Annotated in this window: 29 protein-coding genes and 1 pseudogene; 16 read left to right on the top strand and 14 right to left on the bottom strand. The window is 71.6% G+C overall.

What is annotated here, in order from left to right; all coding sequences use genetic code 11:
* Nucleotides 1–87: 87 nt before the first annotated feature.
* Complete coding sequence (locus AB0I88_RS17690; RefSeq protein ID WP_361024956.1) at nucleotides 88–2,712, bottom strand: ATP-dependent helicase C-terminal domain-containing protein; 2,625 nt, start codon at nucleotides 2,710–2,712, stop codon at nucleotides 88–90.
* Between the two features lie 259 nt (nucleotides 2,713–2,971).
* Here AB0I88_RS17690 and uraD point away from each other — a divergent pair, with 259 nt between their 5' ends.
* The 5 genes from uraD to aceB all read left to right on the top strand — a co-directional run bounded on the left by uraD (nucleotide 2,972) and on the right by aceB (nucleotide 7,705).
* On the top strand, nucleotides 2,972–3,478 hold the full coding sequence (gene uraD / locus AB0I88_RS17685; RefSeq protein WP_361024884.1) for a 2-oxo-4-hydroxy-4-carboxy-5-ureidoimidazoline decarboxylase: 507 nt from the start codon (nucleotides 2,972–2,974) through the stop codon (nucleotides 3,476–3,478).
* The gene (uraH, locus tag AB0I88_RS17680) at nucleotides 3,468–3,827 is read left to right on the top strand and encodes a hydroxyisourate hydrolase (RefSeq protein WP_361024881.1); all 360 of its coding nucleotides are present in this window, start codon (nucleotides 3,468–3,470) and stop codon (nucleotides 3,825–3,827) included. Before uraD ends, uraH begins: the two co-directional genes overlap by 11 nt.
* A gap of 3 nt (nucleotides 3,828–3,830) precedes the next feature.
* On the top strand, nucleotides 3,831–4,691 hold the full coding sequence (gene pucL / locus AB0I88_RS17675) for a factor-independent urate hydroxylase (RefSeq protein ID WP_361024878.1): 861 nt from the start codon (nucleotides 3,831–3,833) through the stop codon (nucleotides 4,689–4,691).
* Nucleotides 4,688–6,040, top strand: coding sequence for an 8-oxoguanine deaminase (locus AB0I88_RS17670; RefSeq protein ID WP_361024875.1), 1,353 nt, complete (start codon nucleotides 4,688–4,690; stop codon nucleotides 6,038–6,040). Before pucL ends, AB0I88_RS17670 begins: the two co-directional genes overlap by 4 nt.
* Nucleotides 6,041–6,157: 117 nt before the next feature.
* Complete coding sequence (gene aceB, locus AB0I88_RS17665; RefSeq protein ID WP_361024872.1) at nucleotides 6,158–7,705, top strand: malate synthase A; 1,548 nt, start codon at nucleotides 6,158–6,160, stop codon at nucleotides 7,703–7,705.
* On the opposite strand, the gene AB0I88_RS17660 is transcribed toward aceB, so the two are convergent.
* Nucleotides 7,687–7,935 carry a hypothetical protein gene (locus AB0I88_RS17660; RefSeq protein WP_361024869.1) on the bottom strand — a complete coding sequence of 83 codons (249 nt, stop codon included), beginning with the start codon at nucleotides 7,933–7,935 and terminating at the stop codon, nucleotides 7,687–7,689. The genes aceB and AB0I88_RS17660 overlap by 19 nt on opposite strands.
* Before the next feature lie 217 nt (nucleotides 7,936–8,152).
* Between AB0I88_RS17660 and AB0I88_RS17655 the strand changes: the two genes are divergently transcribed.
* Nucleotides 8,153–9,289 carry an aldolase/citrate lyase family protein gene (locus tag AB0I88_RS17655; RefSeq protein WP_361024866.1) on the top strand — a complete coding sequence of 379 codons (1,137 nt, stop codon included), beginning with the start codon at nucleotides 8,153–8,155 and terminating at the stop codon, nucleotides 9,287–9,289.
* A gap of 56 nt (nucleotides 9,290–9,345) precedes the next feature.
* Here the strand turns inward: AB0I88_RS17655 and AB0I88_RS17650 are convergent, their stop codons facing one another.
* Complete coding sequence (locus tag AB0I88_RS17650; protein WP_361024863.1) at nucleotides 9,346–10,584, bottom strand: transposase; 1,239 nt, start codon at nucleotides 10,582–10,584, stop codon at nucleotides 9,346–9,348.
* Between the two features lie 20 nt (nucleotides 10,585–10,604).
* Here AB0I88_RS17650 and tnpA point away from each other — a divergent pair, with 20 nt between their 5' ends.
* Both tnpA and AB0I88_RS17640 read left to right on the top strand, forming a co-directional pair.
* Nucleotides 10,605–11,021: an IS200/IS605 family transposase gene (gene tnpA, locus AB0I88_RS17645; RefSeq protein ID WP_361024860.1), complete on the top strand. Its 417-nt coding sequence runs from the start codon at nucleotides 10,605–10,607 to the stop codon at nucleotides 11,019–11,021.
* 192 nt (nucleotides 11,022–11,213) lie between these two features.
* Nucleotides 11,214–11,888 (top strand): hypothetical protein, encoded by a 675-nt coding sequence (locus AB0I88_RS17640; RefSeq protein ID WP_361024857.1) that lies wholly within the window; start codon nucleotides 11,214–11,216, stop codon nucleotides 11,886–11,888.
* A gap of 3 nt (nucleotides 11,889–11,891) precedes the next feature.
* Here the strand turns inward: AB0I88_RS17640 and AB0I88_RS17635 are convergent, their stop codons facing one another.
* A complete protein-coding gene (locus tag AB0I88_RS17635; protein WP_361024854.1) occupies nucleotides 11,892–12,224 on the bottom strand; it encodes a hypothetical protein in 333 nt (110 codons plus the stop codon).
* A gap of 267 nt (nucleotides 12,225–12,491) precedes the next feature.
* Between AB0I88_RS17635 and AB0I88_RS17630 the strand changes: the two genes are divergently transcribed.
* Nucleotides 12,492–12,629, top strand: coding sequence for a hypothetical protein (locus AB0I88_RS17630; protein WP_361024851.1), 138 nt, complete (start codon nucleotides 12,492–12,494; stop codon nucleotides 12,627–12,629).
* A gap of 3 nt (nucleotides 12,630–12,632) precedes the next feature.
* On the opposite strand, the gene AB0I88_RS17625 is transcribed toward AB0I88_RS17630, so the two are convergent.
* Nucleotides 12,633–13,052: a glutaredoxin domain-containing protein gene (locus AB0I88_RS17625; RefSeq protein ID WP_361024848.1), complete on the bottom strand. Its 420-nt coding sequence runs from the start codon at nucleotides 13,050–13,052 to the stop codon at nucleotides 12,633–12,635.
* A gap of 111 nt (nucleotides 13,053–13,163) precedes the next feature.
* On the opposite strand from AB0I88_RS17625, the gene allB reads away from it, so the two are divergent.
* From allB to AB0I88_RS17610, 3 genes are all read left to right on the top strand, one after another.
* Complete coding sequence (gene allB / locus AB0I88_RS17620) at nucleotides 13,164–14,480, top strand: allantoinase AllB (protein ID WP_361024846.1); 1,317 nt, start codon at nucleotides 13,164–13,166, stop codon at nucleotides 14,478–14,480.
* Nucleotides 14,480–15,451 carry an allantoicase gene (gene alc / locus AB0I88_RS17615; RefSeq protein ID WP_361024843.1) on the top strand — a complete coding sequence of 324 codons (972 nt, stop codon included), beginning with the start codon at nucleotides 14,480–14,482 and terminating at the stop codon, nucleotides 15,449–15,451. Before allB ends, alc begins: the two co-directional genes overlap by 1 nt.
* 148 nt (nucleotides 15,452–15,599) lie before the next feature.
* The gene (locus tag AB0I88_RS17610; protein ID WP_361024840.1) at nucleotides 15,600–16,772 is read left to right on the top strand and encodes a methyltransferase domain-containing protein; all 1,173 of its coding nucleotides are present in this window, start codon (nucleotides 15,600–15,602) and stop codon (nucleotides 16,770–16,772) included.
* Between the two features lie 24 nt (nucleotides 16,773–16,796).
* On the opposite strand, the gene AB0I88_RS17605 is transcribed toward AB0I88_RS17610, so the two are convergent.
* The 3 genes from AB0I88_RS17605 to AB0I88_RS17595 all read right to left on the bottom strand — a co-directional run bounded on the left by AB0I88_RS17605 (nucleotide 16,797) and on the right by AB0I88_RS17595 (nucleotide 20,371).
* Complete coding sequence (locus AB0I88_RS17605; RefSeq protein WP_361024837.1) at nucleotides 16,797–17,438, bottom strand: response regulator transcription factor; 642 nt, start codon at nucleotides 17,436–17,438, stop codon at nucleotides 16,797–16,799.
* A complete protein-coding gene (locus AB0I88_RS17600; RefSeq protein WP_361024834.1) occupies nucleotides 17,435–18,712 on the bottom strand; it encodes a sensor domain-containing protein in 1,278 nt (425 codons plus the stop codon). Before AB0I88_RS17600 ends, AB0I88_RS17605 begins: the two co-directional genes overlap by 4 nt.
* A 75-nt stretch (nucleotides 18,713–18,787) precedes the next feature.
* A complete protein-coding gene (locus AB0I88_RS17595; RefSeq protein WP_361024831.1) occupies nucleotides 18,788–20,371 on the bottom strand; it encodes a phospholipase D-like domain-containing protein in 1,584 nt (527 codons plus the stop codon).
* 99 nt (nucleotides 20,372–20,470) lie between these two features.
* Between AB0I88_RS17595 and AB0I88_RS17590 the strand changes: the two genes are divergently transcribed.
* Nucleotides 20,471–20,596 (top strand): hypothetical protein, encoded by a 126-nt coding sequence (locus tag AB0I88_RS17590; RefSeq protein ID WP_361024828.1) that lies wholly within the window; start codon nucleotides 20,471–20,473, stop codon nucleotides 20,594–20,596.
* Nucleotides 20,597–20,657: 61 nt separating this feature from the next.
* On the opposite strand, the gene AB0I88_RS17585 is transcribed toward AB0I88_RS17590, so the two are convergent.
* The 3 genes from AB0I88_RS17585 to AB0I88_RS17575 are packed head-to-tail and all read right to left on the bottom strand — an operon-like array spanning nucleotide 20,658 to nucleotide 23,260.
* Nucleotides 20,658–21,854, bottom strand: coding sequence for an aminopeptidase (locus tag AB0I88_RS17585; protein WP_361024825.1), 1,197 nt, complete (start codon nucleotides 21,852–21,854; stop codon nucleotides 20,658–20,660).
* A gap of 14 nt (nucleotides 21,855–21,868) precedes the next feature.
* Complete coding sequence (locus tag AB0I88_RS17580; RefSeq protein WP_361024822.1) at nucleotides 21,869–22,816, bottom strand: pirin family protein; 948 nt, start codon at nucleotides 22,814–22,816, stop codon at nucleotides 21,869–21,871.
* Between the two features lie 3 nt (nucleotides 22,817–22,819).
* Nucleotides 22,820–23,260 carry a MarR family transcriptional regulator gene (locus AB0I88_RS17575; RefSeq protein WP_361024819.1) on the bottom strand — a complete coding sequence of 147 codons (441 nt, stop codon included), beginning with the start codon at nucleotides 23,258–23,260 and terminating at the stop codon, nucleotides 22,820–22,822.
* A 70-nt stretch (nucleotides 23,261–23,330) separates the two neighbouring features.
* Between AB0I88_RS17575 and AB0I88_RS17570 the strand changes: the two genes are divergently transcribed.
* Both AB0I88_RS17570 and AB0I88_RS17565 read left to right on the top strand, forming a co-directional pair.
* The gene (locus AB0I88_RS17570) at nucleotides 23,331–23,795 is read left to right on the top strand and encodes a GNAT family N-acetyltransferase (RefSeq protein WP_361024816.1); all 465 of its coding nucleotides are present in this window, start codon (nucleotides 23,331–23,333) and stop codon (nucleotides 23,793–23,795) included.
* Nucleotides 23,792–24,319 (top strand): GNAT family N-acetyltransferase, encoded by a 528-nt coding sequence (locus AB0I88_RS17565; RefSeq protein WP_361024813.1) that lies wholly within the window; start codon nucleotides 23,792–23,794, stop codon nucleotides 24,317–24,319. The genes AB0I88_RS17570 and AB0I88_RS17565 overlap by 4 nt, the downstream gene beginning before the upstream one ends.
* Here the strand turns inward: AB0I88_RS17565 and AB0I88_RS17560 are convergent.
* From AB0I88_RS17560 to AB0I88_RS17550, 3 genes and pseudogenes are all read right to left on the bottom strand, one after another.
* Nucleotides 24,288–24,407 (bottom strand): hypothetical protein, encoded by a 120-nt coding sequence (locus AB0I88_RS17560; protein WP_361024953.1) that lies wholly within the window; start codon nucleotides 24,405–24,407, stop codon nucleotides 24,288–24,290. The genes AB0I88_RS17565 and AB0I88_RS17560 overlap by 32 nt on opposite strands.
* A gap of 300 nt (nucleotides 24,408–24,707) precedes the next feature.
* Nucleotides 24,708–24,899, bottom strand: a pseudogene (locus AB0I88_RS17555) (Clp protease N-terminal domain-containing protein); the annotation flags it as partial.
* Nucleotide 24,900: 1 nt separating this feature from the next.
* Nucleotides 24,901–25,137, bottom strand: a complete 237-nt coding sequence (locus AB0I88_RS17550) for a helix-turn-helix domain-containing protein (RefSeq protein ID WP_361024810.1) — start codon at nucleotides 25,135–25,137, stop codon at nucleotides 24,901–24,903.
* 214 nt (nucleotides 25,138–25,351) lie between these two features.
* Here AB0I88_RS17550 and AB0I88_RS17545 point away from each other — a divergent pair, with 214 nt between their 5' ends.
* On the top strand, nucleotides 25,352–25,561 hold the full coding sequence (locus AB0I88_RS17545; protein ID WP_361024807.1) for a DUF3072 domain-containing protein: 210 nt from the start codon (nucleotides 25,352–25,354) through the stop codon (nucleotides 25,559–25,561).
* The last annotated feature ends 32 nt before the right edge of the window (nucleotides 25,562–25,593 follow it).

Raw genomic sequence — 25,593 nt, 5'->3', positions numbered from 1 at the left:
CGACATCATCCGGCGGCCGACGGAACCCACGCGCGAACTCTGATGCCGCGCCCACCCGCACGGATGCGACACCGTCCGCCTCGCGGATCATCGTGAGCGGGGCTTCAGGCGGCGGGTGGGCTCCGCCGTGGTCGGATCCTCCGGCCACGGGTGACGTGGGTAACGGCCCCGCATCTCGGCCCGCACCTGCGGATAGCCCTGCACCCAGAACGAACCGAGATCCCGGGTGACCGCCACCGGCCGCCCGGCCGGGGAGAGCAGGTGCAGGAGAACCGGAACCCGGCCGTCGGCCAGCCGTGGTGCCTCCCGCCAGCCGAACGCCTCCTGCACCTTCACCGCCAGCACCGGCGCCGCCGGGTCCCGGTAATCGACCCGCACCTGCGACCCGCTGGGTACCGGCAGCCGCTCCGGGGCGACCTCGTCCAGGCGGCCCGCCACCCGCCACGGCACCAGGCGCCGCAGGCCCGCGGTGACGTCCAGCTTCGCCAGGTCGGCCCGGCGACGGACGGAGCCGAGATCCAGCCACTCCTCCAGGCCCGCCAGCAGCGCGGTGTCGGACACGTCCGGCCACGGATCGCCGAGCGCCGCGTGCGCGAAGGCCAGCCGTTTCCGCAGCTCCTCGGCACCCCGGCTCCAGGGCAGCAGACCCAGACCCGACTCGCGCAGGCCGGTGGTCAGCGCCTCCCGGATGAGCGCCGGATCAGGATCGGTCAGCCGCTCGGACGTCAGCGTGATCGCCCCCAGCCGCTGAACCCGCCGGGCCACCACATCCCCGTCGATCCAGCCGATCTCGGTGGCATCGGTGAGCAGCGGTGCGGCGACCTCCCGTGCGGTGTCCTCGTCGATCGGCGCGGCACTGCGGATCCGCGCCACCCGTGCACCGGCCGGGCGATCGGCGCTCGCGACGGCGAGCCACGGCGTGCCCGCGAGCGAGCTGCCTGACGGCAACTCGGCCGCGGTGCCGCCGGCCATCAGATAGGCCCGCCCGCCCGGCTCCCGGACCCGCGCCACCCGCTCCGGAAACGCCAGGCCCACCACCAGCCCGGCCGCAAGGTCGTCCCCGAGCCGGCCACCCGACGCACCCGTCCCGACCGTGGCACGCCGCTCACCACCGTCGCGTGCGGGGGCGAGCGTGTCCCGTGGCGGCCGCTGGGCGCTCCCGCCCGCGGTGAGTGCGGGGGTCTGGGCGGGTGTGTCGCCGTGGGGTGAGGCGCCCGGGGCCGGTGTCCGCGTGGCCCGGTCGACGGCGCTGGTCAGGCGGCGGACCTCAGCTCGCCAGGCGGTGTCGTCGGAGGAGCGGGAGCGGCGCCACGCGGCGACCACGTCGTCGGTGGCCGACCGGTCGTCGTCGAGGACGGCGACGAGTTCGGCGGCACGGCGGACCCCGACCGTGGTGGCGCCGTCGAGCAGGGCGCGCGCCAGGCGTGGATGCAGCCCGGCGGACGCCAGGGCCCGGCCGCGTGGGGTGACGCGGCCGTCGGACCCGAGGGCGCCCAGGTCGTGCAGCACGGCCGTGGCGGCGCGGAGGGCGCCGGCCGGCGGTGGGTCGGGCAGAGCGAGGCCGGTGCCGTCGGGATGCCCCCACAGGGCGAGGTCGAGCGCGAACCCGGTGAGGTCGGCGGCCGCGATCTCCGGCTCGGGCTGGGCGGGGAGCCGGTCGTGCAAGGCCGGGGACCAGCAACGGTAGACGCGTCCGGGCGCCTCTCGCCCGGCCCGGCCGGCGCGCTGATCCGCGCTGGAGCGGGACACCGGCACCGTGGCCAGCGCGCCCAGACCCCGGGCATGATCCATCCGTGGGACCCGGCTGAGCCCGGCGTCGACCACCGCGCGCACCCCGGGGACGGTGAGGCTGCTCTCGGCGACCGCGGTGGCCAGCACCACCCGGCGGCGTGGGCCGGCGCGCAACGCCGCGTCCTGTGCTGAGCCGGACTGCCTGCCGTGCAGGGCGACCACATCGACATCGAGGCCGTGAAGCCTTCCGGCGACCGTCTCGATCTCACGGGCGCCGGGCAGGAAGACCAGGACGTCGCCGTCGCCCTCGGACAGCGCACGCCGTGCCGTCGCGGCCACGTGGTCGAGCAGACGTGGGTCGACGCGCAGCCCGTGCGGTGGCGCCACCGGACCGGCCGGCGGCGCCCAGATCACCTCGACCGGATGGGTGCGGGCGTGTGCCGTGAGCACCGGCGCCGGGCTGTCCGGCGCCCCGAGAACCGCGGCGAGGCGATCGGCGTCGGCGGTGGCCGACGTGGCGAGCAGGCGCAGATCGGGGCGGAGCGCGGCCCGAACCTCGACCAGGAAGGCGAGTGCCAGATCGGAGTCGAGGTGACGCTCGTGGCACTCGTCGAGGATCACCGTGGCGGCACCGGCCAGCTCGGGATCGGCCTGGAGCCGCCGGACCAGCAGCCCGGTGGTGACGACCTCGACCACGGTCTCGCGGGAGACCTGGCGCTCACCGCGCACCGCGTAACCGACCCGGCCACCGGGATGCTCGCCGAGCAGCGACGCCATCCGGCGGGCGGCCGCCCGGGCGGCGACCCGCCGTGGTTCGGCCACGATGACCCGGCCACCGGCGGCGAGCGCCAGCGGGACCAGCGTGGTCTTGCCGGTGCCGGGCGGGGCGACCAGGACCGCGGCGCCGGTGCCGGCGAGCGTGGCGGCGACCCGGGGCAGCACGGGGCGGACCGGAAGGTCGGGGAGAGCGTCGGTGGCGATGAGCACGGGACCAGTCTGGCCCATGCCTGTGGCACTTCCGCGGTTGTCCACAGGCTGGCTGTCGCTTACCACATTCCCGGCGGAAGCGGGCGTTGTCCACAGAAGCTGTTACGCCCACTGGCGTTGTCCACAGGCGAGGTTTTCCCGCGTGTTTCGTGGCAGGGTGGCGGACGAACGAGCCCTGTTAATTCTTCGGTCCGCCGGTGCACGCCGCGGGCCCGGCCTGATTGACTGGCCAAGATCGACGAGGGGGTGACCGATGGGTGTGGTGGATGTCTTCAACGCTCTGCCCACGGAGCGTCTGGAGGAGGAGTTGCTCGCCTGCTGCGCGGCGCCCGCCTGGGGCGCCCGGACGGCCGCCGGCCGGCCCTATGCCGACCGGGCCGCGATCATCGCGGCGGCCGATGCCGCTTCCCGTGAGCTGAGCTGGTCCGATGTGCTGCTCGGCCTGTCCGCGCATCCACGCATCGGCGAGCGGGCCGCCGGACAGTCCCAGGAGGCCGCATGGTCCCGGGTGGAGCAGTCTGCCGCCGCGGGCAGCGCCGACGACGAGACCCGGGCCGCCCTCATCCTGGCGAACAAAGAGTATGAGGCCCGATTCGGGCACGTGTTCCTGATCTTCGCGAGTGGCCGGACGCAGGCGGAGATCCTGGCCGTGGCCCGGGAGCGTCTCGGCAACGACGACGCCACCGAGCGGGCGATCGTGACCGACGAGCTGCGCCGGATCGCGCTGCTCCGGCTGGAGCGGGTGCTCGATGCCCTCTGACGGCGTGACGGCCGAGTTCCACGCGCGGATCTCGACGCACATCCTGGACACGGTCACCGGCGAGCCGGCCCGGGACGTCTATGTCCGGCTGGAGCGCCGCGACGCCGACGGCTGGGGCACCATCGCCGAGGGCCGGACAGACGACGACGGCCGCCTGCGTTACGAGGTGCCGATGCACGCGTGGCAGGCCGGCGGTTACCGCCTCTTCTTCTACGTGGAGCCCTACCTGGGCGGCGACTGCTTCTTCCCGGAGATCACGGTCGCTTTCCACGTGCACGACCCGACCCGTCACTATCACGTGCCGCTGCTGCTGAGCCGGTACGGCTACACCACCTACCGAGGGAGCTGACCGTTGGCGATAGTTCTCGGACCGAACCGTTACGGCAAGGCGGAGACCCGTCTCGTCCGCGTGCACCGTGACGGTGAGACGCACGGCCTGGTCGACCTCAACGTCAGCGTCGCGCTCTCCGGCGACCTGACCGCCACCCATCTGACCGGGGACAACTCCGGCGTCCTGCCGACCGACACCATGAAGAACACGGTGTACGCGTTCGCCAAGAAGCACGGTGTCGGCGAACCCGAGGCGTTCGCCCTGCTTCTGGCCCGGCATTTCGTCGCCACCCAGCCGCAGGTGCACGGGGCGAAGGTGTCGATCGAGTCGTTCGCGTGGGACCGGCTCGGCCCGCATTCGTTCCGGCGTCGTGGCGACCACACCCGCACCACCGTGGTCACCGTGACCGAGGAGGCAACCCAGGTGGTCTCCGGAGTCACCGGCCTGGTGCTGCTGAACTCGACGGACTCCGAGTTCCACGGTTTCGTGCAGGACGAGTTCACCACCCTGCCACCGGCCACCGACCGGATCCTGGCGACCGCGGTGGATGCCCGCTGGCGGCACGGCGGCGACGCCGCCGACTGGGCGAAGTCGTTCGAGGGCGCGCTGGACGCGCTGGTCAGCGCTTTCACCGACACTTACAGCTACTCGTTGCAGCAGACGCTGTATGCGATGGGCGGCCGACTGCTCAGGGCTCGGCCGGAGGTGGCCGAGGTGCGGCTGGCGCTGCCCAACAAGCATCACTATCTGGTCGACCTGTCGCCGTTCGGTCTGGACAACCCGAACGAGGTGTTCATCGCCGGCGACCGGCCGTACGGATTGATCGAGGGCAGTGTGACGCGTGACGACGCGCCGCCGGCGACAGCGGAGTGGTGGCTGTGATCCTCATCGAGAACGCTACGGTCGCGACCGTCGACCCGGCCGGACGGGAGCACACCAGCGGTCATGTGCTGGCCGGTGACGACGGGCGGATCGCGGCCGTCGGCGCGGGACCGGCGCCCGTCGTGCCGGAGGGCACCCGCCGGGTGGACGGCTCCGGTTGCCTGATCACTCCCGGTCTGGTGAACACACATCACCACCTGTACCAGTGGGCCACCCGCGGCCTGGCGCTGGACGAGACGTTGTTCGGCTGGCTCACCACGCTCTATCCGATCTGGGGCCGGCTGGACGCCGAGATCGTCGGCGCGGCTGCCGGGGCGGGCCTCGGCTGGCTGGCCCTGTCCGGCTGCACCACCAGCATGGACCATCACTACGTCTTCCCCCGTGACGGCGGTGACGTGCTGGCCGCGGAGATCGAAGCGGCGCGCATGATCGGCGTGCGGTTCCACCCGACGCGGGGCTCGATGGACCTGAGCCGCAAGGACGGCGGCCTGCCACCCGATCACGTCGTCGAGGACACCGACGAGGCGCTCGCCGCCACCGAGGCCGCCATCGACCGCTGGCACGATCCGTCGCCCGACTCGATGCTGCGGATCGCGGTGGCTCCCTGCTCGCCGTTCTCGGTGACGACCCGGCTCATGCAGGAGGCCGCGGTGCTGGCCCGGCGCAAGGGGGTGCGCCTGCACACCCACCTGGCCGAGACCGACGACGAGGACGAGTTCTGCCGCAAGCGGTTCGGCTGCACCCCGGTGGAGTACGCGGAACGCGTCGGCTGGCTGGGCGACGACGTCTGGCTGGCGCACGGCGTTCACCTGGACGACTCGGCGATCGCCAGACTGGGCGCCACCGGCACCGGCGTGGCGCACTGCCCCAGCTCGAACGCGCGACTCGGCGCCGGATCGGCCCGGGTTCGTGAGCTGCTCGACCACGGCGTCCCGGTGGGGTTGGGCGTCGACGGGTCGGCGTCGCAGGAGGTCTCGCACCTGGGAGCCGAGCTGCGGCAGGCGCTCTACACGGCACGGCTGCGCGGCGGCCCGAAGGCGATGGACGCGCGGGAGGCGTTGCGGCTCGGCACCGTCGGCGGCGCCCGCTGCCTGGGCCGGGCGGACGACATCGGCTCGCTGGAGGTGGGCAAGCTGGCCGACCTGGTGATGTGGCGCCTCGACGGGCTGGGCCACGACGGCATCGACGACAAGGTCGCGGCTCTGGTCTTCGGCCCACCGGCGCGGGTCGATCTGGCGCTGGTCGGCGGCCGCCCGGTGGTGGAGCGCGGCGAGCTGGTGAACGCGGACGCCGACACGCTCACCGAGCGGGCGCGGCGGGCGCACCGTCGCCTCATGGACGCCGGCTAGCGGCCCGAAAGAGAAGTGAGCCACAGCGGCCGGGGGGTGGTAGACCGGTGGGAAGGACCATGAATAATGCTCGATTACGGTACGGGGGAGTAACCACACTGAGAGGAATCGTCAACGATGACCGAGATCCTGTCCGACGAGGCCGTGGCGTTCGTCGCCGACCTGAACCGGCGCTTCCGCGCTCGCCGTAACGAGCTCCTCCAGGCGCGGGCCGCGCGCCGAGCGGAGATCGCGGCCGGGGCCACGCTGGGCTTCCTGGCGGAGACCGCGGACATTCGCGCGGCCGAATGGACGGCGCCGCCCGCGCCCGCCGATCTCCAGGACCGCCGGGTCGAGATCACCGGACCGACCGAGCGCAAGATGACGATCAACGCGCTCAACTCCGGTGCCAAGGTGTGGTTGGCCGACCTGGAGGATGCGAACACCCCGCACTGGTCGAACGTGGTCGACGGTCAGCGGAACCTGTTCGACGCGATCCGGCGCACCATCACGCTGGAAACCGAGAAGAAGACGTATGAACTGAACGGCGGGCCGTACCCCACGATCGTGATGCGCCCCCGCGGTTGGCACCTCGACGAGCGTCACCTGCCCGTCGACGGTGAGCCGGCGGTCGGCGCGCTGGTCGATTTCGGGCTGTACTTCTTCCACAACGCCAAGGAACTGCTGGAGCGCGGCAGCGGGCCGTACTTCTACCTGCCGAAGATGGAGTCCCACAAGGAGGCGGCGCTCTGGAACGACGTCTTCACCCACGCGCAGGAGGCGCTCGGCATCCCGGTCGGCACGATCCGCGCCACTGTGCTCATCGAGACCATCCCGGCCGCGTTCGAGATGGAGGAGATCCTCTACAGCCTCCGGCCGCACATCTCGGGCCTCAACGCCGGCCGGTGGGACTATCTGTTCAGCATCATCAAGTACTTCCGTGACAACCCGAACATGATCCTGCCGGACCGTGCCGCGGTGACCATGACGGCGCCGTTCATGCGGGCGTACACCGAGTTGCTCGTCTCCACCTGCCACAAGCGGGGCGCCTTCGCGATGGGCGGGATGGCCGCCTTCATCCCGAGCCGCCGCGACCCGCACGTCAACGAGGTGGCGCTGGCCAAGGTCCGGGAGGACAAGGAGCGCGAGGCCGGCGACGGCTTCGACGGCTCGTGGGTGGCCCACCCCGACCTGGTCGGAGTCTGCAAGGAGATCTTCGACCGGGTGCTCGGCGACAAGCCCAACCAGCTCGCCAGGAAGCGCCCGGACGTCGCGGTCGTGGCCGCCGACCTGCTGCACGTGGCCGGCACCGGTGGCGCGGTCACCCGGGCGGGCCTGCACAACAACGTCAACGTGGCCCTGCAGTACCTGGAGGCGTGGCTGCGTGGCAACGGCGCCGTCGCGATCCACAACCTGATGGAGGACGCCGCCACCGCGGAGATCTCCCGCTCCCAGGTCTGGCAGTGGATCCACAACGGGGTCAAGCTCGAGGACGGTACGCCGATCACCGCGGAACTGGTCGGGCAGATCGAGGACGAGGAACTCGCGAAGATCCGCGAGGAGGTCGGCGACGAGGCCTGGACGGCCGGGCGCTACGACGACGCCCGCAAGCTGTTCGAGCGGGTCGCCCTCGCCGACGACTTCGCCGACTTCCTGACGAGCGCGGCCTACGACTCGATCGACTGACGCCCCCACGGCCGGCGCAAAGCGCACGCCACCCCGGCGGTCGGCACAAGCGAACGCCACCCCGGCGGCTCGCGGGAGGCGAACGTCACCCTGGCGGGGCGGCGGCTGGAGGCGAACGCCACCCCGGCGGGGCGGAAGACGAACGCCACCCCGGCGGAGCGGAAGACGAACGCCACCCCGGCGGGGCGGAAGACGAACGCCACCCCGGCGGAGCGGAAGACGAACGCCACCCCGGCGGAGCGGAAGACGAACGCCGCACGGCGCCGCCGATGCGGGTGACGGGGAGGTGACGCCGTCCGGGGTCGGCGGGAAGGCGGGCGCCACGAGCGCTCGTGGGTAGCTCCGGGGAGGCGCCGCTGTGCGGCGGCGTCACCCCGGGGTGGCCGTAACGGTCGCGAAACGACCGGGACGGACAATCACCGGCAAGATCGACGGGGAGGGTCGTGGATGCGCCTGAGTGGGCAGGACTACGACGAGATCGACGTGAGCCTCGCCGCACACGACGCGTTCCTGCGGGCCCGTTACCCCGGTGAGCAGGCCGGACGGCAGCCGGTGCACACGGTGTACGTGCCCGCCGACCGCCTCGGTGACTTCCGTGACTGGGGCGCCATCGCGCTGCGGACGATGGACGAGAACGACTTCCCCTGGCCCGACCCGGCCGTCCGGGCCAAGCTCGAACGCGAGCCGATCGAGGACCTGCGCGTCGACTTCGAGGACGGCTACGGGGTCCGCGACGACGACCAGGAGGACTCCGCCGTCCGCAAGGCGGCCGCCATCCTCGCCGCCGGGCCGACGCCGCCGTTCCTCGGGATCCGGATCAAGTCGCTGGAGGCCGCCACCCGTCGCCGCTCTCTGCGCACGCTGGACCTCTTCCTCGACAGCTATCAAAGTCTCTTCACCGTGACGCTGCCCAAGGTCAGCGGCCCGGACCAGGTCAAGGCCATGGTCACCCTCTGCGAGAAGCTCGAGCGATCGTACGGGCTGAGCGCCGGCGCCCTGACCTTCGAGATCCAGATCGAACTGCCGTCGGCGGTGCTCGCCGCCGACGGGACCGCCACGGTCGCCCGGCTGATCACCGCGGCCGGCGGCCGGTGCACGGGTCTGCACTACGGCACCTACGACTACAGCGCGGCCGCCGGGGTCGCCGCCGCCTACCAGTCGATGGAGCACCCGGCCGCCGACTACGCCAAGGCGGTGATGCAGGCCGCCGCCGCCCAGACCGGGGTGCGTCTCTGCGACGGCTCCACCAACATCCTTCCGGTCGGCGGCGCGGCCCAGGTGCGCGAGGCCTGGGAGTTGCACCGCCGTCTGGTCCGCCGCTCCCTCGAACGGGGCTATTACCAGGGCTGGGATCTGCATCCGGCGCAGCTGCCGACCCGTTTTGCGGCCACCTACGAGTTCTTCCGCGACGGCCGCGACGCCGCCGTTACCCGCCTGCACCGCTATCTGGACCGGCAGGAGAGCGGCATCGCCGATGAGCCGGCCACCGCCCGGGCACTCGCCGGCTATCTGCTGCGCGGCCTCGACTGCGGTGCCCTCGACGACGCCGGTTTCCCCCGCGCCGAGCTCACCGCCCTGAGCTGACCGTCCACCGACGGCTCGTGGGAGCCCGCCCTTGACCTCTTGACATCCTCGCCGCCTTAAAGGACGGCGATTCCAGCCACGCTGCGCGTGGCACGCGCGGCGTTCTGGTGGGTTACCGCTTCACTGCGCGGTGCCGGGACAAGTCCTGGTCTTACCTGCGCTCGACGGTCGTTGAAGTCCGCCTGCCCGGCGGCCTTGATGTTGATGGCGGCATTGACGTCCCGGTCGTGGTGGCTGCCGCACGGGCAGTTCCACTCCCGGACGTTCAGCGCGATCTTGGCGTTGATCCGGCCGCAGTCGGAGCACATTCGGGTGGACGGGAAGAACCGGTCCACCCGGGCGAAGGTGCGCCCGTAACGCGCCGCCTTGTATTCCAACATGCCGGTGAAACTGGCCCAGCCCGCATCATGCACGGACTTCGCCAGCCGGGTCCGGCCGAGACCGGCAACGCACAGGTCCTCGACGTACACCGCTTGGTTGTCGCGGATGATCGCCGTGGACAGTTTGTGCTGCCAGTCGCGCCGGGTGTCGGCCACCCGCGCATGAGCGCGGGCAACCTTAATCACAGCTTTCTTGCGACGGTTGCTGCCCTTCTGCTTGCGCGAAAGGGCCTGCTGCGACCGCTTGAGCTTGCGGGCCGCGCGGCGCAGGAACTTCGGCGCGGTCACCTTCGTGCCGTCGGACATCACGGCGAAGTGGGTCAGCCCGAGGTCGATACCGATCTCGGAGTCGACCGGCGGCAGCGTCTCGTCCTCGCCGATGGTCACGACGAACGAGGCGAAGTACCGGCCTGCCGCGTCCTTGATGATCGTGACGCTGGACGGATCCGAGGGCAGGGTCCGCGACCAGCGGACCGGCAGGTCGCCGATCTTCGGCAACCGCAGCCGGCCGTTGTCGAGGATCTTGAACCGGGCGTTCCTGGTGAAGCGGATCGCCTGCCGGTTGTCCTTGCGTGAGCGGTACCGGGGCGGGGCCGACTTGCGGCCCTTGCGCTTGCCCGAGAGCGAGTTGAAGAAGTTGCGGTACGCGGTGTTCAGGTCCGCGAGGGCCTGCTGCAACACCACCGCCGACACCTCGCCCAGCCACGCCCGTTCCGGGGTCGCCTTCGCCTCGGTGATGATCCGGCGCGACAACTCGCCGTCCGGGACGTACTTCTCGCCCGCCTCGCGGGCCTGCTGACGCAGTCGCAGCGCATCGTTGAAAACCACGCGGGCACACCCGAACGCCTGCGCCAGCGCGGTGCGCTGGGCGGCGTCCGGGGTGATCCGGTAGTTGTAACGGAGCTGCACGAACATCACTGTACCATCTTTGGTTTATGGTCGAAGTTCAAGGCATCCGTACTGGCAGGCACTGTGTTTTCGCGTTGCATGTCCACTTGGTTTTCGTGACGAAGTTCCGGCACGAAGTATTCGCCGACCGGCACCTGACCCGGATGGAGGAGATCATGCGGGACGTGTGCGCCGACTTCGAGGCCGAGCTGGTCGAGTTCAACGGCGAGAACAACCACGTCCACCTGCTCGTCGACTTCCCGCCCAAGGTGGCCGTGGCCCGCCTGGTCAACAGTCTCAAGGGCGTGTCCTCGCGCCGCCTTCGGCAGGAGTTCCCCGACCTGGTGCGCCACTACTACCGAGCCAACAAGCTCTGGTCCGGCTCGTACTTCGCCGGGTCCGTCGGCGGCGCACCACTGAGTGTGATCAAGCAGTACATCGAGCAGCAGAACCGTCCCGGTTAAGGCACTGCTCGGGCCTGGCGGCCCTCCCGCGCGGGCCTTCACCCCCGGCCTGAAGGCCGGAGCACTGGCCCGCATTCCGGTAGCCGGCTGACAGTTGGAGGTTTGCGCTCGGGGCGAGAAGGACACCGCGGACGGGCCGGGTGGGGGATCATTCAGATGCGCAACGGATGGCCGGCTACGGGGAGGACGGCAGTGGGCTACAACACCGATTTCACCGGTCAGGTGACGATCGTTCCCCCGCTGAATCCGTATGAGGTCGAATACCTGGACCGTTTCGCCGAGACCCGCCATTCACACCGCGAGCGGGGGCCGTACGCGGTGTGGGTCGGCGAGGTCACCGTCGACGACAGTTACGAGCCGGACCGCCCGCCGCCCGAGCTTCCGGGATACCACTGCAAGTGGGTGCCGACCGCCGCCGGTGAGGCGCTGACCTGGAACGGCGAGGAGAAGTTCTACTACGCGGACAGATGGCTCGCCTTTCTGATCGGCGCGTTTCTGAAACCGGGCGCCGTGGTTCGGGGCGAGCTGGACGACCCCGTTCCGGGACGGTTCTATCCGGCGGTGTTCGAGCATTTCACCTTCGATCACGTGCTGAACGGAACGGTCAGCGCGGAGGGCGAGGAACCGGACGATCTGTGGCGGATCGAGGTGCGTGACAATGTCGTGCACGTGGTGCGCTGGGTGACCCGGCCGAACCATTCCGACATCGATCCGGCCGAGCCCGGGTCGTGGGCTCCGGAGCGGTGGGAGGAGTTCGAGGCCCGCAGTCTCTACGACCATGTGTTCGTCATCGACGCCTCCGGGGAGCGTGACGTCGGCACGGCCGCGGAGAACGGATTCGAGCCGGTCGAGGCGCCCCGGTATTGAGCGTCAGACGACGGAGAACATCGGCACGACCAGCAACGCCGCGAGAGTGATCCAGATGGCGGCCTGCTCGTATCCCCGGTTCGCGGCGCGGACGGCCGTGTAGAGCAGGCCCGCGATCAGCATGGTCAGAGCGGTGGCGGCGAGGATCTGCGCGGTGCCCGGTTCCGCGAACCATTCCGGGGCCAGGCTGATCAGCGAGATCGGATTCAGGACGGCGAGCCCTCCGAAGAGCGTCACCGCGAGGGCGAGGACCGCCACGGTGATACCGAGCAGGAGGTTGTTGGGACCTTCGTCCACTTCGGCGGTGTCGACGGTCCCGGGCTTCTGGTGCGTCACGCCAATTGCCTTCCGTGATGATCCGTGGTGGTGACGTCAGACCATAGCGGGCTCGCCCATTGCCGTGGGGATCGAACCTTTCGGCGCCGGCGCGAGTACTACATGGCGGCATCACGCCGAATGCGGGAGGACACCGTGCAGAACCGGCCAGGCGAGCTCGACCGTGTCACCGGAACGGAATCGCCGGATCACACCTGTGAGCGACCATCGTGGAGTTGCCGCGCCTGCGGGCAGCCGTGGCCGTGCCCGCCCGCGCGGATGTCGCTCGTGGACGGTGCCGACCGGGTCATGCTCGCCATGTACATGTGGGGGCAGTTGGACCGGGCGATGACGGATCTGTCTCCGCTGGCGCCGGCCGAGTTCTACGACCGTTTCCTGGGCTGGACCGGAAACAAGTTGATCTAGGGTTTAGCGGCTGGCCGGCGAGATCTGGTCGCGCAGCCAGGACGGATCCGGGTTGACGTGGCCGCGGCCGCCGATGACGACGGTCGGCACGGTTTCGTCACCGCCGGTGATCCCTCGGACCGTGGCTGCCGCGTCCGGGTCCTGCCAGATGTCGACCCAGCGCACCCGGCCCGCTTCGGGACCGAGGCGGGCCCGCAACCGCAGGCAGTAGGGGCACCCGGGCCGCCAGTAGACGACCGGCCGGTCGTCGCCCGACCCGCCTGACGTGCGCGGAAAGGCGAGTGGTGACAGCAGGAAGCCGATCGCCAGGAACGCGGCGAGCAGCAGCGCCGCCGAACCGGGCGAGCCGTCACCGACTTTGACGGCGGCGATGAGCACCCCGCAGAGGGCTGTCAGCAGTGCCTGCCTCCACCGTCGCACCATGCAGCGGGACGCTACTCCGCTACCGCCGGTAACGACATCCCCGGCCCGCCGGGATGCGCGCCCGGTGAAACAATGGCGTCCCGCGAAACAAACCGCCGATAGAGTCCGATCATGGTTGATCTGGTGGTCCGGTCCCGGCGGGTGTCCGCGCCGGAGGGTGAGCGGGCGGCGGCGGTCCTGGTGACGGAGGGGCGGATCACCGCGGTCGTGCCCTACGACGCCGAGGTGGCCGCGGCCGAGGACGTCGATCTCGGTGACACCGCCCTGCTGCCCGGCCTGGTCGACACGCACGTGCACGTCAACGAGCCGGGCCGCACCGAGTGGGAGGGTTTCGCCACGGCGACCCGGGCGGCCGCTGCCGGTGGCGTCACCACGATCATCGACATGCCGCTGAACAGCCTGCCGCCGACCGTCACCGCCGCCGCCCTGAGGATCAAACAGGCGGCAGCGGCCGGGCAGTGTCACGTCGACGTCGGCTTCTGGGGTGGCGCGATCCCCGGCAACGCGGCCGGCCTGCCGGAACTGCACGCGGCCGGGGTCTTCGGGTTCAAGGCGTTCCTGGCCGACTCCGGCGTCCCGGAGTTTCCGCCGGTCGATCCGGACCAGCTGGCGGCCGCCATGAACGCGGTGGACGCCCTGTTCGTCGTCCATGCCGAGGATCCGGATCACTTGCACGACGCGGCGAGTTCGCCCGCGTACGCCGACTTCTTGGCCTCTCGCCCGGAGGGCGCCGAGCACGCCGCGGTCGCCACCGCGATCGCCGTGGCCCGCGCCGCGGGCCGCCGCGTGCACATCCTGCATCTCTCCGCGGCCACCGCGCTGCCGTTGATCGCCCAGGCCCGAGCCGAGGGGGTACGCGTGACGGCGGAGACCTGCCCGCACTACCTGACGCTGGACGCCGCGGAGATCCCGGACGGCGCGACCGAGTTCAAGTGCTGCCCGCCGATCCGTGGCACCGCGAACGCCGACCGGCTGTGGGAGGCGCTGGCTGACGGCCTGATCACGTGCGTGGTCAGCGACCATTCCCCGTGCACGCCGGACTTGAAGCGGCGGGACACCGGTGACTTCGCGGCTGCCTGGGGCGGGATCGCCTCGGTGCAGCTCGGTCTTCCGGTGATCTGGACCGCCGCCCGGGATCGCGGGCATACCCTCGCGGACGTGGTGAAGTGGATGGCGTGCCGCCCCGCCGACCTGGTGGGACTGCGGCACAAGGGCCGGATCGTCCCGGGCGCCGACGCGGATCTGGTCGCGTTCGAGCCGGATGCCGAGTTCGTCGTCGACGCGTACGCGCTGCATCACCGCAATCCGGTCACCCCGTACGCCGGAAAGAGGTTGCGGGGTGTGGTGCGCACGACCTGGCTTCGCGGGCGCAGGGTGACCGGTGATGCGGCCGGCGGGACGTTCCTGAGAACCAACGAGGAGGGCTGATGGAGTTCAGCGCGCTGCCCGATCTGGCGTCGCGGGTGTTCGGCGGCCGGGTCGCCCACGTCAACGACGAGTTCTTCGCCCCCGCCGACCATCTGGTCCAGCCCGGTGTGCCGGGGCACAAGCCGCAAACGTTCGGTCACCGGGGACAGGTCTACGACGGCTGGGAGACCCGGCGCCGCCGCGAGCCGGGTCACGACTTCGCGGTGATCCGGCTCGGCGCTCCCGGCATCGTCCACGGCGTCGACATCGACACCGCGTATTTCACCGGCAACTACCCTCCGTTCGCCTCGGTGGAGGCGGTGGAGCTGCCCGGCTATCCCGGGCCGGACGAGCTGGCCGCCGCCGACTGGGTGGAGATCCTGCCGAAGTCGCCGTTGAAGGGCGACGCGCACAACCTGTACCCGGTGGAGGACCGGCGCCGTTTCACCCATGTGCGGCTCAACATCTTCCCGGACGGCGGGGTGGCCCGGCTGCGTGTGCACGGCGAGGTGGTGCCCGATCCGGACCTGCTGCCGAAGGTGTTCGACGTGGCCGCCGCCGAGTACGGCGCCACCGTCGTCGATTGCAGCAACATGTTCTACGGCAATCCGCAGCGGATGCTGATGCCCGGCCTGGCCCGCGACATGGGCGACGGCTGGGAGACGTCGCGGCGGCGCGACGACGGCAACGACTGGGTGCTGGTCCGGCTGGCCGCCCCGGCCGTGTTGCGCTTCGCCGACCTGGACACCAGCCACTTCAAGGGCAACGCCCCCGGCTGGGCGTCGCTGACCGGCATCGACGCCGACAAGCGCAGCTTCGAGCTGCTGCCGCGCACCGCGCTGCGCCCGGACACCCCGCACCGGTTCCCGCTGGCCGAGGCGCCGGAGGCGACCCATGTACGGCTGGACATCCATCCGGACGGCGGCATGGCCCGGCTGCGGCTGCTCGGCCGCGCCGACCGCGGGTTCCTGCGGCAGCGGATCGGTCGCTGACCCGCCCGGCGCACGCGTCAACAGGCGCCGGGCCGTTTCACCGGCACCCTCCGATCCGGCGGGCCACGTCGGAGACCGCGGGCAGCGGCGGGCCACGGCCGGGTCGCGGCCGGGTCGGCGGGTCATCGACGGCTATACGGTGTCAGATATGGAAGACGCCCGCCGGCACTACCTCGACCTGATCCGGACGGACGGTGTCCCGCTCTCGCCGGCTCTGGCCCAGGCGTTCGCCACGGTGCCCCGGGAGGTCTTCGTACCGGACGGCTTCCTGGCCCGCGACGGCCGCCGCGTCCTGCCCGCCGACCCGGAGTTCCTGCCCACCGTCTACAGCAACGACGTGCTCGTCACCAAGCTGAGCGAGGGCCGCCCGGTGAGCTCGTCCAGCCAGCCGTCACTGATGGCCATCATGATCGGGGCACTGGATCCGCGGCCCGGCATGCGGATCCTGGAGATCGGCGCGGGCACCGGCTACAACGCGGCCCTGCTGGCCGCGCTGGGCGCGACGGTCACCACGGTCGACGTGCAGCCGGACGTGGCCGCCCGGGCGCGTTCCGCGCTGGCCCGCGCCGGCGTCTCCGGGGTCCGGGTGGAGACCGCCGACGGTTACACGGCGGCTTTCGCCGGTGACCCGGAGCGGTACGACCGGATCATCGTGACGGTGGGTGTCGCCGGTGTCTCCCCGCACTGGCTGGACCGGCTCGAACCGGGCGGCCGGATCATCGTCCCGGTCGAGCACGGCGGCACCCACCCGGTGCTGGACGTCCGGGAGCAGGGCGCCGCGACGGTGGTGTGCCCGGCCGGGTTCATGAGCGCGTCCGGCCCGCTGACCGCCCGGCGCCGGCACAGCCATCCGGAGCCGGTACTCGGCATGGAGGGCCTGACCGGGTCGCGCCCGTCGTGCTGGCGCCCGCCGCTGGAGGCGCTCGCGTACCGGGATCTCTGGTACGCGGCCGGCGCCTGGCATCACCGGGTCACCCAGGCGGCGCGCCCGGACCGGCAGCAGAGCTGTCTCGCGGTGCTCGACGAGTCCGGCGAGTCCGGCGCGGTCGTGCTGGCCGACGGCGCGATCCTGGCGTCCGGCGCGGAACGGGACCGGTACGCGGCGATCGGGGCGGCGCTCGCCGACCGGTGGGATGCGCTGGAGCGGCCGCCGATGAGCGCCTGGGACGTCGAGCTGGCGCCGTCCGGACCACTCTGGACGCCGTACCGGTGGACGCTGCGTCACCGGCGAGCCGAGGACAGTCCCCAGCCGGCCGAGGACAGTCCCCAGCCGGCCGAGGACAGTCCCCAGCCGGCCGAAGACGGCCCGCGGGCGGCCTGAAGGCAGCCGGCCGGCCGACGGCAGTCAGCGCGCGCGCAGGTAGGTGAGCACCGCCAGCACGCGGCGGTTGGTGTCGTCGGTCGGCGGCAGCCCCAGCTTGGCGAGGATGTTGCCGACGTGCTTGCCGACCGCCGGATCGCTGATGAACAGGGCCGCCGCGATCGACGAGTTGGACCGGCCCTCGGCGATCAGGGCGAGGACCTCCCGCTCCCGGCCGGACAGCCCGGCGAGCGGATCGGCGGGGCGGCTCAGCAGCCGGCGGACCACGTCCGGGTCGACGACCGTGCCGCCGTCGACCACGGTCCGCAGCGCCGCCACGAACTCGGCGATGTCGGCGACCCGGTCCTTGAGCAGGTATCCGACGCCGTCGCCGGTGCCGATCAGGTCGGCCGCGTACTCCTGCTGCACGTACTGGCTGAGCACCACGACGGGCAGGCCGGGCCGTTCCCTCCGCAGCCGCACCGCCGCCCGCAGACCCTCGTCGGAGAAGGTGGGCGGCATCTTGATGTCGGTGATCACCAGGCCCGGATCGTGCTTCTCGACCGCGGTGACCAGTTCCTCGGCGTCGCCGACCGCGGCCACCACCTCGAACCCGAACCGGATCAGCACCCCGGTGAGGCCCTCGCGCAGCAACACCCCGTCCTCGGCGAGGACCACCCGGGTCACAGCTCGACCCGCAGCAGGGTGGGGCCACCTTCCGGGCTGGCCAGCAGCAGCCGCCCGCCCGCCGCCGCCACCCGGTCGGCGAGCCCGGTCAGCCCACTGCCCCGGGCCGGGTCGGCGCCGCCCCGCCCGTCGTCCTGGACCTCCAGCACCAGGCCGTCGCCGGACGGGGTGAGACGGATCCGGGCGGAGGTGGCCCCCGAGTGCCGGGCCACGTTGGTCAGCGCCTCGGCGGCCACGAAGTAGGCGGTCGTCTCGATCCGTTCCGGCAGCCGGCCGAAGCTGTCGGGAGTCTCCACCGTCACCGGCACCGGTGAGCCGGCGGCCAGCTCCCACAGCGCGGCCGGCAGGCCGACGTCGCTCAGCGTCTGCGGGCGGATCCCGTGGATCAGGTCGCGCAGCACCACCATCAGCTCCTTGGCCTGATCGTGGGCCTGACCCAGCGGGGCGGCGGCGGGCGAGTCCTCGGGCAGGTCCAGCCGGGCCATGCCGAGGTGCAGGGTGAGGCTGGTCAGCCGGTGCTGGGCGCCGTCGTGCAGGTCCCGTTCGATGCGCCGCCGCTCGGCGTCGAACGCGTCGGCCAGCCGGGCCCGCGACTGCGACACCTCGATCAGCCGGTCGCGCAGGCCGTCGCCACCGCTGCCGAGCAGCCGCCGGGCCAGCGCGCCGTGCGCCGCCGCCACGCCGCCGATCAGGTAGAGCCAGACCGGGACCAGCACGATGCCGAGCACCATGAACGGTATCGACCGGGGGCCGCCGTCGATGGTCAGGTCGCCGATGTTCCACTCGACGATCCAAGGGCTGAACAGCAAGGTCGTCTCCAGGGTGAGGAGCACCCCGGTGAACGCCATGATCGGCGGGGCCAGCAGGGCCAGCAGGAGGGCGTACAGGACGGCCCGCCAGGTGGACTCGTGCGAGAACAGGGCCAGCGGGTTGGTGACGGCGACCCGGTGCGGCGCGGCGAGTGGCCGGGCGTCGATCATCCGGAGCCGCTGCCGTTCCAGGGCGGCCAGCGGCAGCGCCACCAGCGGGCTGAACGTGAGGATGAGGACGGTGCCCAGCGCCATGAGAAGGATCACCACGGCTCCCGGCACCTCACCGTTGGTCAGCTCCCGCCCGGCCACCAGCCACGGGATCAGCAGCAGCCAGAGGACGAAACCGAGTGGCAGGGCGATCAACCCGGTGATCGACAGGAACCCGGCCGCGCGCCACGGCCAGGCCGTGAGCAGGTAGCGGCGGTCCCGCAGGGCGGTGGCGAGATGCTCGGCGTTCAACACCAGCTCACCGTAGCCAGCACGGTGCGGCCCGCCCCAGCCGTTCAAACCCCCAAGTCAGGGTATGCCTAGGCATACCTACCAGGTGCCGGCCCGGCGATCACGCCACGGCCGTCCGTCCGGGTCATAGATCATCCGGTACGCCGGAAGCGCCCACAAACGCTGATACCACGGCAACGGCCGCGTCTCGTGCGGGATGAGCCGCCCCGGCGGACGGGCCCCTTGACGCCCGCCGTCACGCCAGTCCCGCAGCCGGTCGGCGGCCTCGGTCATCGCGGTGATCGCGGTCTCCGGGTCGAGCAGGTCCTCGTCGTCGCCGTCGGCCCGGTCGAGGTGCTCGCGCATCAGCGTCAGCCGCAGGTCGCGGGGGAGGCGGCGGGCGCCGTCACCGAGTCCGGCCGGGTCGGCGGGGGCCCGCTCGTCCCGGGTGCCGTCGAGGATCGCGCAGGACAGCTCGCTGTCGTGCGTCCACGATCGACGGTTGAAGTTGTCGCTGCCGACGCTGCACCACACGTCGTCGATCACGCAGACCTTGGCGTGCACGTAGATCGGGGTGCCGGCGTGGTTCTCCAGGTCGAAGACGTGCACCCGGTCGGCGGCGGCCCGCTTGCACAGCTCGATGGCCTGTTCCCGGCCGACCTGGTTGGGCGGCAGCGCGAACGCGCCGTCCACGTCCGGGTGCCGGGGCACCACGGCGACCAGGTGCAGCCGCGGATTGTCGCGCATCGCCTCGGCGAACAGTTGGGCCACCTCCTTGGACCACAGGTACTGGTCCTCCAGGTAGACGATCCGCCGGGCCCGCTTGATCGCCTTCGTGTAGCCGCGGGCCACGCTGCGCTCGCCCAGCTTCGCGAACCCGTACGCCGGGCGCATCGCCGGATAGGTGCGCAACACCTGAACGGTGTGCGGGCCGCACTCCGGCGGGTCCGGCGGCTGCTCGGGCAGCGGATCGGGGCGCATGTCCTCGTGCCGCAGCTTGTCGGTGACGGTGGCGATCGGGCCGTCCTGGTCGAGCGGCACCTTGTCGGTCCAGCGTTCCCGGAAGGCGCCGTCGAGGGTGCCGACGACCGGGCCGCGCAAAGCGAGCTGCACGTCGTGCCAGGGCGGATTCGGCCCGTACGCGGACGCCATCGTCACCGCCTGCGGATCACCGTGGTGCCGGGCGTCGTCGCGGCGGCTGTGGCACAGGTCGATCCCGCCGGCGAAGGCGATGTCCTTCTCCGGTCGTCCCGGATGCCGCAGCACGACGAGCTTCTGATGGTGCGACCCGCCCCGGCGGACCCGCTGGTCGAGCAGCACCTCGCCGCCGGCCGCCTCGATGTCGTCGCTCAGCGTCCGGTTCTCCTCCTCGCTGTACGCGAGTTTGTCCAGATGGGAGCGCCAGAGCAGGCCTTTCACGACGACACCGCGCTTGGCGGCCGCCGCGAACACCTCGGCCACGGTGGGGCCGCCGTCGCGGACCCGCTCGTCCGGGTCGCCGCGCCAGTCGGTGAAGAACAGGTGATCGCCGGGCTCCAGCTGTTCGATTTCGGTCACCAACCGATCGAAGTAACTTTGCCCGTGAATAAGTGGCTCGACCGTGTTTCCGGTGTTCCATATGGGTATGGAGGTGTCCGGGTTGCCGCGTTCGGCAGCGGTGAGAAGCCATTCCTGCGGCGGCACTGCAACCCCTTCGAGGTCGACGACGCCCTCACCGTAAGCCTCCTGACCGCCGCTCGCACCCGGAGCGGTGCCCCCTGACCCCCGCCGAGGAGTGGAACCATGAGCAGCGAGCCCCTGACCACAACACCGGTGACCGAGGCCACCGACTCCGCCGAGACCGGACTGCTCATCGCGGTCCTGATGCTGGTGGTGCTGGGCACCACCGCGATGCTGATGATGTCCTGATCGACAGAACCACCGGGATCGGCGAACCGCCCTCGCCGAACCCACTCGCCGAACCGGGGACTCAGAGGACCCAGGCGTCGTCGCGGATGATCTCTACGGTCCCCTTGGGGCCGGTGCCGGTCACCGTGATGCCCGCGCCGCCGATCACCACGTCGGTGTGCACCGCCGACGTGTTCAGCCCCAGCGCCTCCCGCTCGGCCGGCGGCAGCTCCCGCGCGCCCGGCACCGCGAACGGGAAGCTCGCACCCCAGGCCACGTGACACGCGGCGTTCTCGTCGAAGAGGGTGTTGTGGAAGACGATGCCGGCCTTCGCGATCCGGCTGTCACGGTCCACCAGGGACACCTCACCCAGGTAGCGGGCGCCCTCGTCGGTTTCGAGCTGGGCCGCCACGGCGTCCGCGCCCGACTCCGCCGACACCGCCGTGATCCGGCCGGCGGACAGCTCCAACCGCAGACCGAGCACCAGCCGCCCGTTGAGCACCAGCGGTTTCGTCACCTGGAGCACGCCCTCGGCGGTCCGCCGGTCGGGGCTCGTGAACACCTCCTCGGTGGGGATGTTCGGCATGTACGGGATACCGTCGTCGCCGATCAGGCCGCCACCCGTCCAGCGGCAGCCGGGGATCAGGCCCACCGTGAGGTCGGTGCCGCCTCCCGCGTACCGGATCGAGCTCAGCTCCAGAGCGTCCAGCGCGGCAGCCCGCTCGGCCAGCGTCGCGGCCCGCGCCCGCCAGGCCGCCACCGGGTCGTCGCTGTCCAGGCGCATGGCGGTGGCCACCGCCTCCCACAACCGCTCCACGTCCGGCTCGCCGAAGACCTGAGCGGCCCAGCCCGGGTTCGGCGCGCCCACCGCGGTCCAGCGCAGGCGGCCCAGCACCATCTCCCGCAACAGCGCGGTCTCCTCGGCCGGGAACGCCGCCGCCTTCACCGGATCGGCGCCGTCGAGCAGGTGCGGATCCGGATCACCGAGCAGAGCGATCAAGGCGATCCCCTGCTCCGACCACTCCCGGATGCGCTGCAACGCCCAGCCCCGGCTGGCGGTCAGCGTCTCCAGATCGGAGTGGTCGACGGCCGCGCGGCGCATCGGGCCGTCCGACCACAGCGGTTCCACCCAGGCCGCCCCGGCGGCGTACGCGGCGGACACCACCGCCCGGGCGATCTCCAGGTGCGCGGTGTCCGTACGAAGAATGACTCCCTGCCCGGGCTGGATGTTCACTCCAGCCCGGACCACGACGTCGGCGAAACGCTCGATCCGGTCCATGCCGGTCAGCGTAATCAGTCCGTGTGCGGCACGCGCCCCGCCGGAACGACGCCCAGCCGGCCCTTCTGGAAGTCCTCGAACGCCTGCCTCAGTTCGTCGCGGGTGTTCATCACGAACGGCCCGTAGTGGGCGATCGGCTCCCGGATCGGCTGCCCGCCCATGATGAACAGGTCGAGCTCGGTCTTCGCCTCCACCCGGACCGCCTCGCCGGGGCCGTGGGTGGCGAGCTGGCCGAGCCGGACCGGCCGCAGGTCGGCGCCCACCCGGCCCTCGCCGGACAGCGTGTAGACCAGCGCGTTGTAGCCGGCCTGCCAGGGCAGGTCGAGCCGCGACCCGGGCTGCATGGTGACGTGCGCCAGGTTGATCGGGGTGAAGGTGCTGCCGGGGCCCCGGTGCCCGGCGATCTCGCCGGCGATCACCCGGATCAGCGCGCCACCGTCCGGTGTGGTCAGCAGGGCCGCCGCGCCGCCGCGGATGTCCTGATACTTCGGGTCGATCATCTTGGCGGCGCGCGGCAGGTTGACCCACAACTGGAGGCCGTGGAAGAGGCCGCCGCTGACCACCAGGTGCTCCGGCGGCGCCTCGATGTGCAGGATTCCCGAACCGGCGGTCATCCATTGGGTGTCGCTGTTGGTGATCGAGCCGCCGCCACCCAGCGAGTCCTGGTGATCCATGATCCCGTCGATCATGTAGGTCACCGTCTCGAAGCCGCGGTGCGGGTGCCAGGGCGTGCCTTTCGGCTCGCCGGGGGCGTAGTCGACCTCGCCCATCTGGTCGAGGTGGATGAACGGGTCCAGCTCGCTGAGCGGGACCCCGGCGAAGGCCCGGCGCACCGGGAAGCCCTCGCCCTCGTAACCCTGCGGCGCGGTGGTCAGGCGGCGCACCGGGCGGATCTCGGCCGTCGCGTCGAGTTTCGGCAGGCGGGGCAGGACGAGGACGTCGTCGACGGTGATGGCTGGCATGGCTCAGACCTCTCTGATCTTGGCGAAGACGCGGCCGATCACGGCCAGGTCCTCGTCGTCCAGGTGATCGATGAAGCTCGTGCGGACGGTCTCCAGGTGGGCCGGCGCGGCGTCGCGCAGCGCGGTCAGGCCCTCGTCGGTGAGCACGGCCTCCTGGCCGCGGCCGTCGTCGGGACAGCTCTCCTTGCGCACCAGGCCCCGTTTGACCATGGAGCTGATCTGGTAGGTGACCCGGCTGGGCGAGAACACGAGCCGGCTGGCCAGCTCGCCCATCCGGATCCGGTGGCCGGGAGCCTCGGCCAGGGCGACCAGGACGTGGTAGTCGTTCATGCTCAGGCCGGTGGCGGCGCGCAACTCGTCCTCGAGGCGGGTGTGCAGCGCCCACGAGCTCTCGATGAAGGTGCGCCAGTGCGCCTGCTGGGTCGCGGTCAACGGTTCGGCCATGACCGGAACCGTACTCCTTCAAAACTGAAACTTCAAATCTGAAATACCAGGGACCGTTTAGGGTACGGATGTGAAGATTCGCCAAGCCACGCCCGACGACGCCGACGAGCTGATCCTGCTGCGGGTGGTGCTGCTGCAGACCTTCGGCCACGGTGACTGGAACGACGACTGGTGTGCACCCGCCCAGAAAACCCTGATCAGCCGACTGAGCGCGGCCGAGCCGACACTGGCCGCCTTCGTCGCCGAGCGCCCGGACGGCGGCGGTCTCGCGGCGTGCGCCGTGGGCACCATCGAGGAACGGCTCGGCAACCCGCACAACCCCGACGGCCGGATCGGGTACGTCTTCAACGTCGCCACCCACCCGGACATGCGCCGCCGCGGTTACTCCCGGGCGTGCATGGAGGCGCTGCTCCAGTGGTACCGCGACCGGGGCGTCCGGTCCGTCCACCTCCAGGCGTCACCGCAGGGCGAGCCGTTGTACATGTCGCTCGGCTTCACCGCCACGCCCGATCCGGCGATGCGCGTGCGGCTGTGACCGAGCTGCGGACCGCCCGGCTGCGCCTGCGGGCCTTCCGTCCCGGGGATGTCGCGGCGGTGCACGTCTACGCCGGCGATCCCGAGGTGGTCCGCTTCATGGAGTGGGGGCCGAACCGTCTCGCCGACACCGAGGCCTTCGTGGCGGAGGCCGTGGACCCGCCCGAGGGCTCCCACCCCTTCGCCGTCGAACGGGACGGCGTGCTGATCGGCGCCGTGGCGCTGACGGTCACCTCCGCCGAGCACCGGCGCGGCGAATTCGGTTACGTCCTGGCCCGCGGCGCCTGGGGCCGGGGCTACGCCACCGAGGTGGCGACCGCGGTGCTGGCCCACGCCTTCGAGCTCGGCCTGCACCGGGTCGCCGCCACCTGCGACCCGGCCAACGTGGCGTCCCGCCGCGTCCTGGAGAAGACCGGCCTCCGGTACGAAGGCCGTCTCCACGGCTACCTGCACATCCGGGGCGAGTGGCGGGACCGCCTGCTCTTCGCCACCGTCAGGCCGCGGGTGTCCGGAGAGCGTCGGTGAGGGCGTTGCGGAGCCGGCCGAAGTCGACGTCTCGCTCGGTCAGGATGAGCATGGCCAGGCCCTGACCCTCGCGGAGCAGGCCCAGCATGATGTGCTCCGGGGCGATGTAGTTGTGCTTGAGCCGGATGGCCTCGCGCAGCGACAGCTCCAGCACCTTCTTGTTGCGCGCGGAGAACGGCCGGTGCCCGGTGGTGGCCGAGGAGAACCGGCCGAAGAGGCCCTTCTTCTTCGGCTCGGGCCGGGGCAGCCGCAGCGCTCCCGCCCCGAAGTTCTCCTCGATGGCGGCGCGGACCGCCTCCAGGTCGATGCCGATCGCCTTGAGGGCCGCGGCGTCCTCGGCGTCACGGTCGGCGAAGCCGGTGGCGCCGCTCGGGTCGCCCACGTGCCGGATGATCGCGGCCCGCACCACGGCGTGATCGACGCCCGCGCCGCGCAGCGCGGTGCGGACCGTGTCGTTCTCCCCGGCGAGCAGGCTGAGCAGGGTGTGCTCGGTACCGATCGTCTCGTGGCCCAGCTCGCGGGCCTGCTCCTGCGCGCCGATCACGACGGCGCGGGCGTCCTTGGTGAATCGTTCGAACATCTCAGTTCTCCCGTGGATCCGGTATCGGCAACAGCTTCGCGTGCTTCTTGTGCACGCCCTGGCGGGTCACCTCGAGCGCGTCGGCGATCTCCTGCCAGGACCAGCCCTTGGCGCGGGCATTCGCCACCTGGAGGCGCTCCAGGCCCTCCAGGAGGCGGCGCAACGCGACCACCGCGCGCAACCCGGCCCGCGGGTCGGCGCTGCTCGCGGCGGCCGCGAGGTCGGTAGCTTCGGTCATGCCGTCAACCTACGTTGACAGGCCCCGAGTTGTCAACCAAGGTTGACGCGCCAGGTGCTGCGCATGAACGGGCCCGGTGCGGGTAGGGGAACAGGCGTTCGACACCACGACGGAAGGGCACAGCCATGACCGACTGCACCGAGCGGCACCCGGCCGCAGCCGACAACGGCCTCGTTTGCGAGCGCCGGGCGGGCGTGGCCGAGCAGGCACAGCGATGACCGACCGGGCGAATGCCGAAGACGGCAACACGATCAAGGACCCCGAGGACTGGACGACCGGCGACGAGCCGGCGACCGGAGCGCAGGAGTCCTACCTGCGTACCCTCGCCTCGGAAGCGCGGGAGGAGGCACCCGAGGGTCTGAGCAAGGCGGACGCCTCCCGCAAGATCGACGAGTTGCAGGAGCGGACCGGGCGGGGCCGCTGACCCGGGAGACGCGGAGAGGCCGACCCCGTGGG

This window comes from Actinoplanes sp. NPDC049802, assembly GCF_040656595.1.
Taxonomy (GTDB): domain Bacteria; phylum Actinomycetota; class Actinomycetes; order Mycobacteriales; family Micromonosporaceae; genus Actinoplanes.
The sequence above is the reverse complement of the archived record's forward strand: the minus strand, read 5'-3'. Positions and strand labels throughout refer to the sequence as shown.

Bases quoted from the DNA above. Each gene is read 5' to 3' on its own strand.
- uraD (WP_361024884.1), top strand. From the start codon at position 2,972: ATGGGTGTGGTGGATGTCTTCAACGCTCTGCCCACGGAGCGTCTGGAG.
- uraH (WP_361024881.1), top strand. From the start codon at position 3,468: ATGCCCTCTGACGGCGTGACGGCCGAGTTCCACGCGCGGATCTCGACG.
- aceB (WP_361024872.1), top strand. From the start codon at position 6,158: ATGACCGAGATCCTGTCCGACGAGGCCGTGGCGTTCGTCGCCGACCTG.
- AB0I88_RS17655 (WP_361024866.1), top strand. From the start codon at position 8,153: ATGCGCCTGAGTGGGCAGGACTACGACGAGATCGACGTGAGCCTCGCC.
- AB0I88_RS17650 (WP_361024863.1), bottom strand. From the start codon at position 10,584: ATGTTCGTGCAGCTCCGTTACAACTACCGGATCACCCCGGACGCCGCC.
- tnpA (WP_361024860.1), top strand. From the start codon at position 10,605: ATGGTCGAAGTTCAAGGCATCCGTACTGGCAGGCACTGTGTTTTCGCG.
- AB0I88_RS17625 (WP_361024848.1), bottom strand. From the start codon at position 13,052: ATGGTGCGACGGTGGAGGCAGGCACTGCTGACAGCCCTCTGCGGGGTG.
- allB (WP_361024846.1), top strand. From the start codon at position 13,164: ATGGTTGATCTGGTGGTCCGGTCCCGGCGGGTGTCCGCGCCGGAGGGT.
- alc (WP_361024843.1), top strand. From the start codon at position 14,480: ATGGAGTTCAGCGCGCTGCCCGATCTGGCGTCGCGGGTGTTCGGCGGC.
- AB0I88_RS17610 (WP_361024840.1), top strand. From the start codon at position 15,600: ATGGAAGACGCCCGCCGGCACTACCTCGACCTGATCCGGACGGACGGT.
- AB0I88_RS17590 (WP_361024828.1), top strand. From the start codon at position 20,471: ATGAGCAGCGAGCCCCTGACCACAACACCGGTGACCGAGGCCACCGAC.
- AB0I88_RS17585 (WP_361024825.1), bottom strand. From the start codon at position 21,854: ATGGACCGGATCGAGCGTTTCGCCGACGTCGTGGTCCGGGCTGGAGTG.
- AB0I88_RS17580 (WP_361024822.1), bottom strand. From the start codon at position 22,816: ATGCCAGCCATCACCGTCGACGACGTCCTCGTCCTGCCCCGCCTGCCG.
- AB0I88_RS17575 (WP_361024819.1), bottom strand. From the start codon at position 23,260: ATGGCCGAACCGTTGACCGCGACCCAGCAGGCGCACTGGCGCACCTTC.
- AB0I88_RS17560 (WP_361024953.1), bottom strand. From the start codon at position 24,407: ATGCTGGGCCTGCTCCGCGAGGGTCAGGGCCTGGCCATGCTCATCCTG.
- AB0I88_RS17550 (WP_361024810.1), bottom strand. From the start codon at position 25,137: ATGACCGAAGCTACCGACCTCGCGGCCGCCGCGAGCAGCGCCGACCCG.
- AB0I88_RS17545 (WP_361024807.1), top strand. From the start codon at position 25,352: ATGACCGACCGGGCGAATGCCGAAGACGGCAACACGATCAAGGACCCC.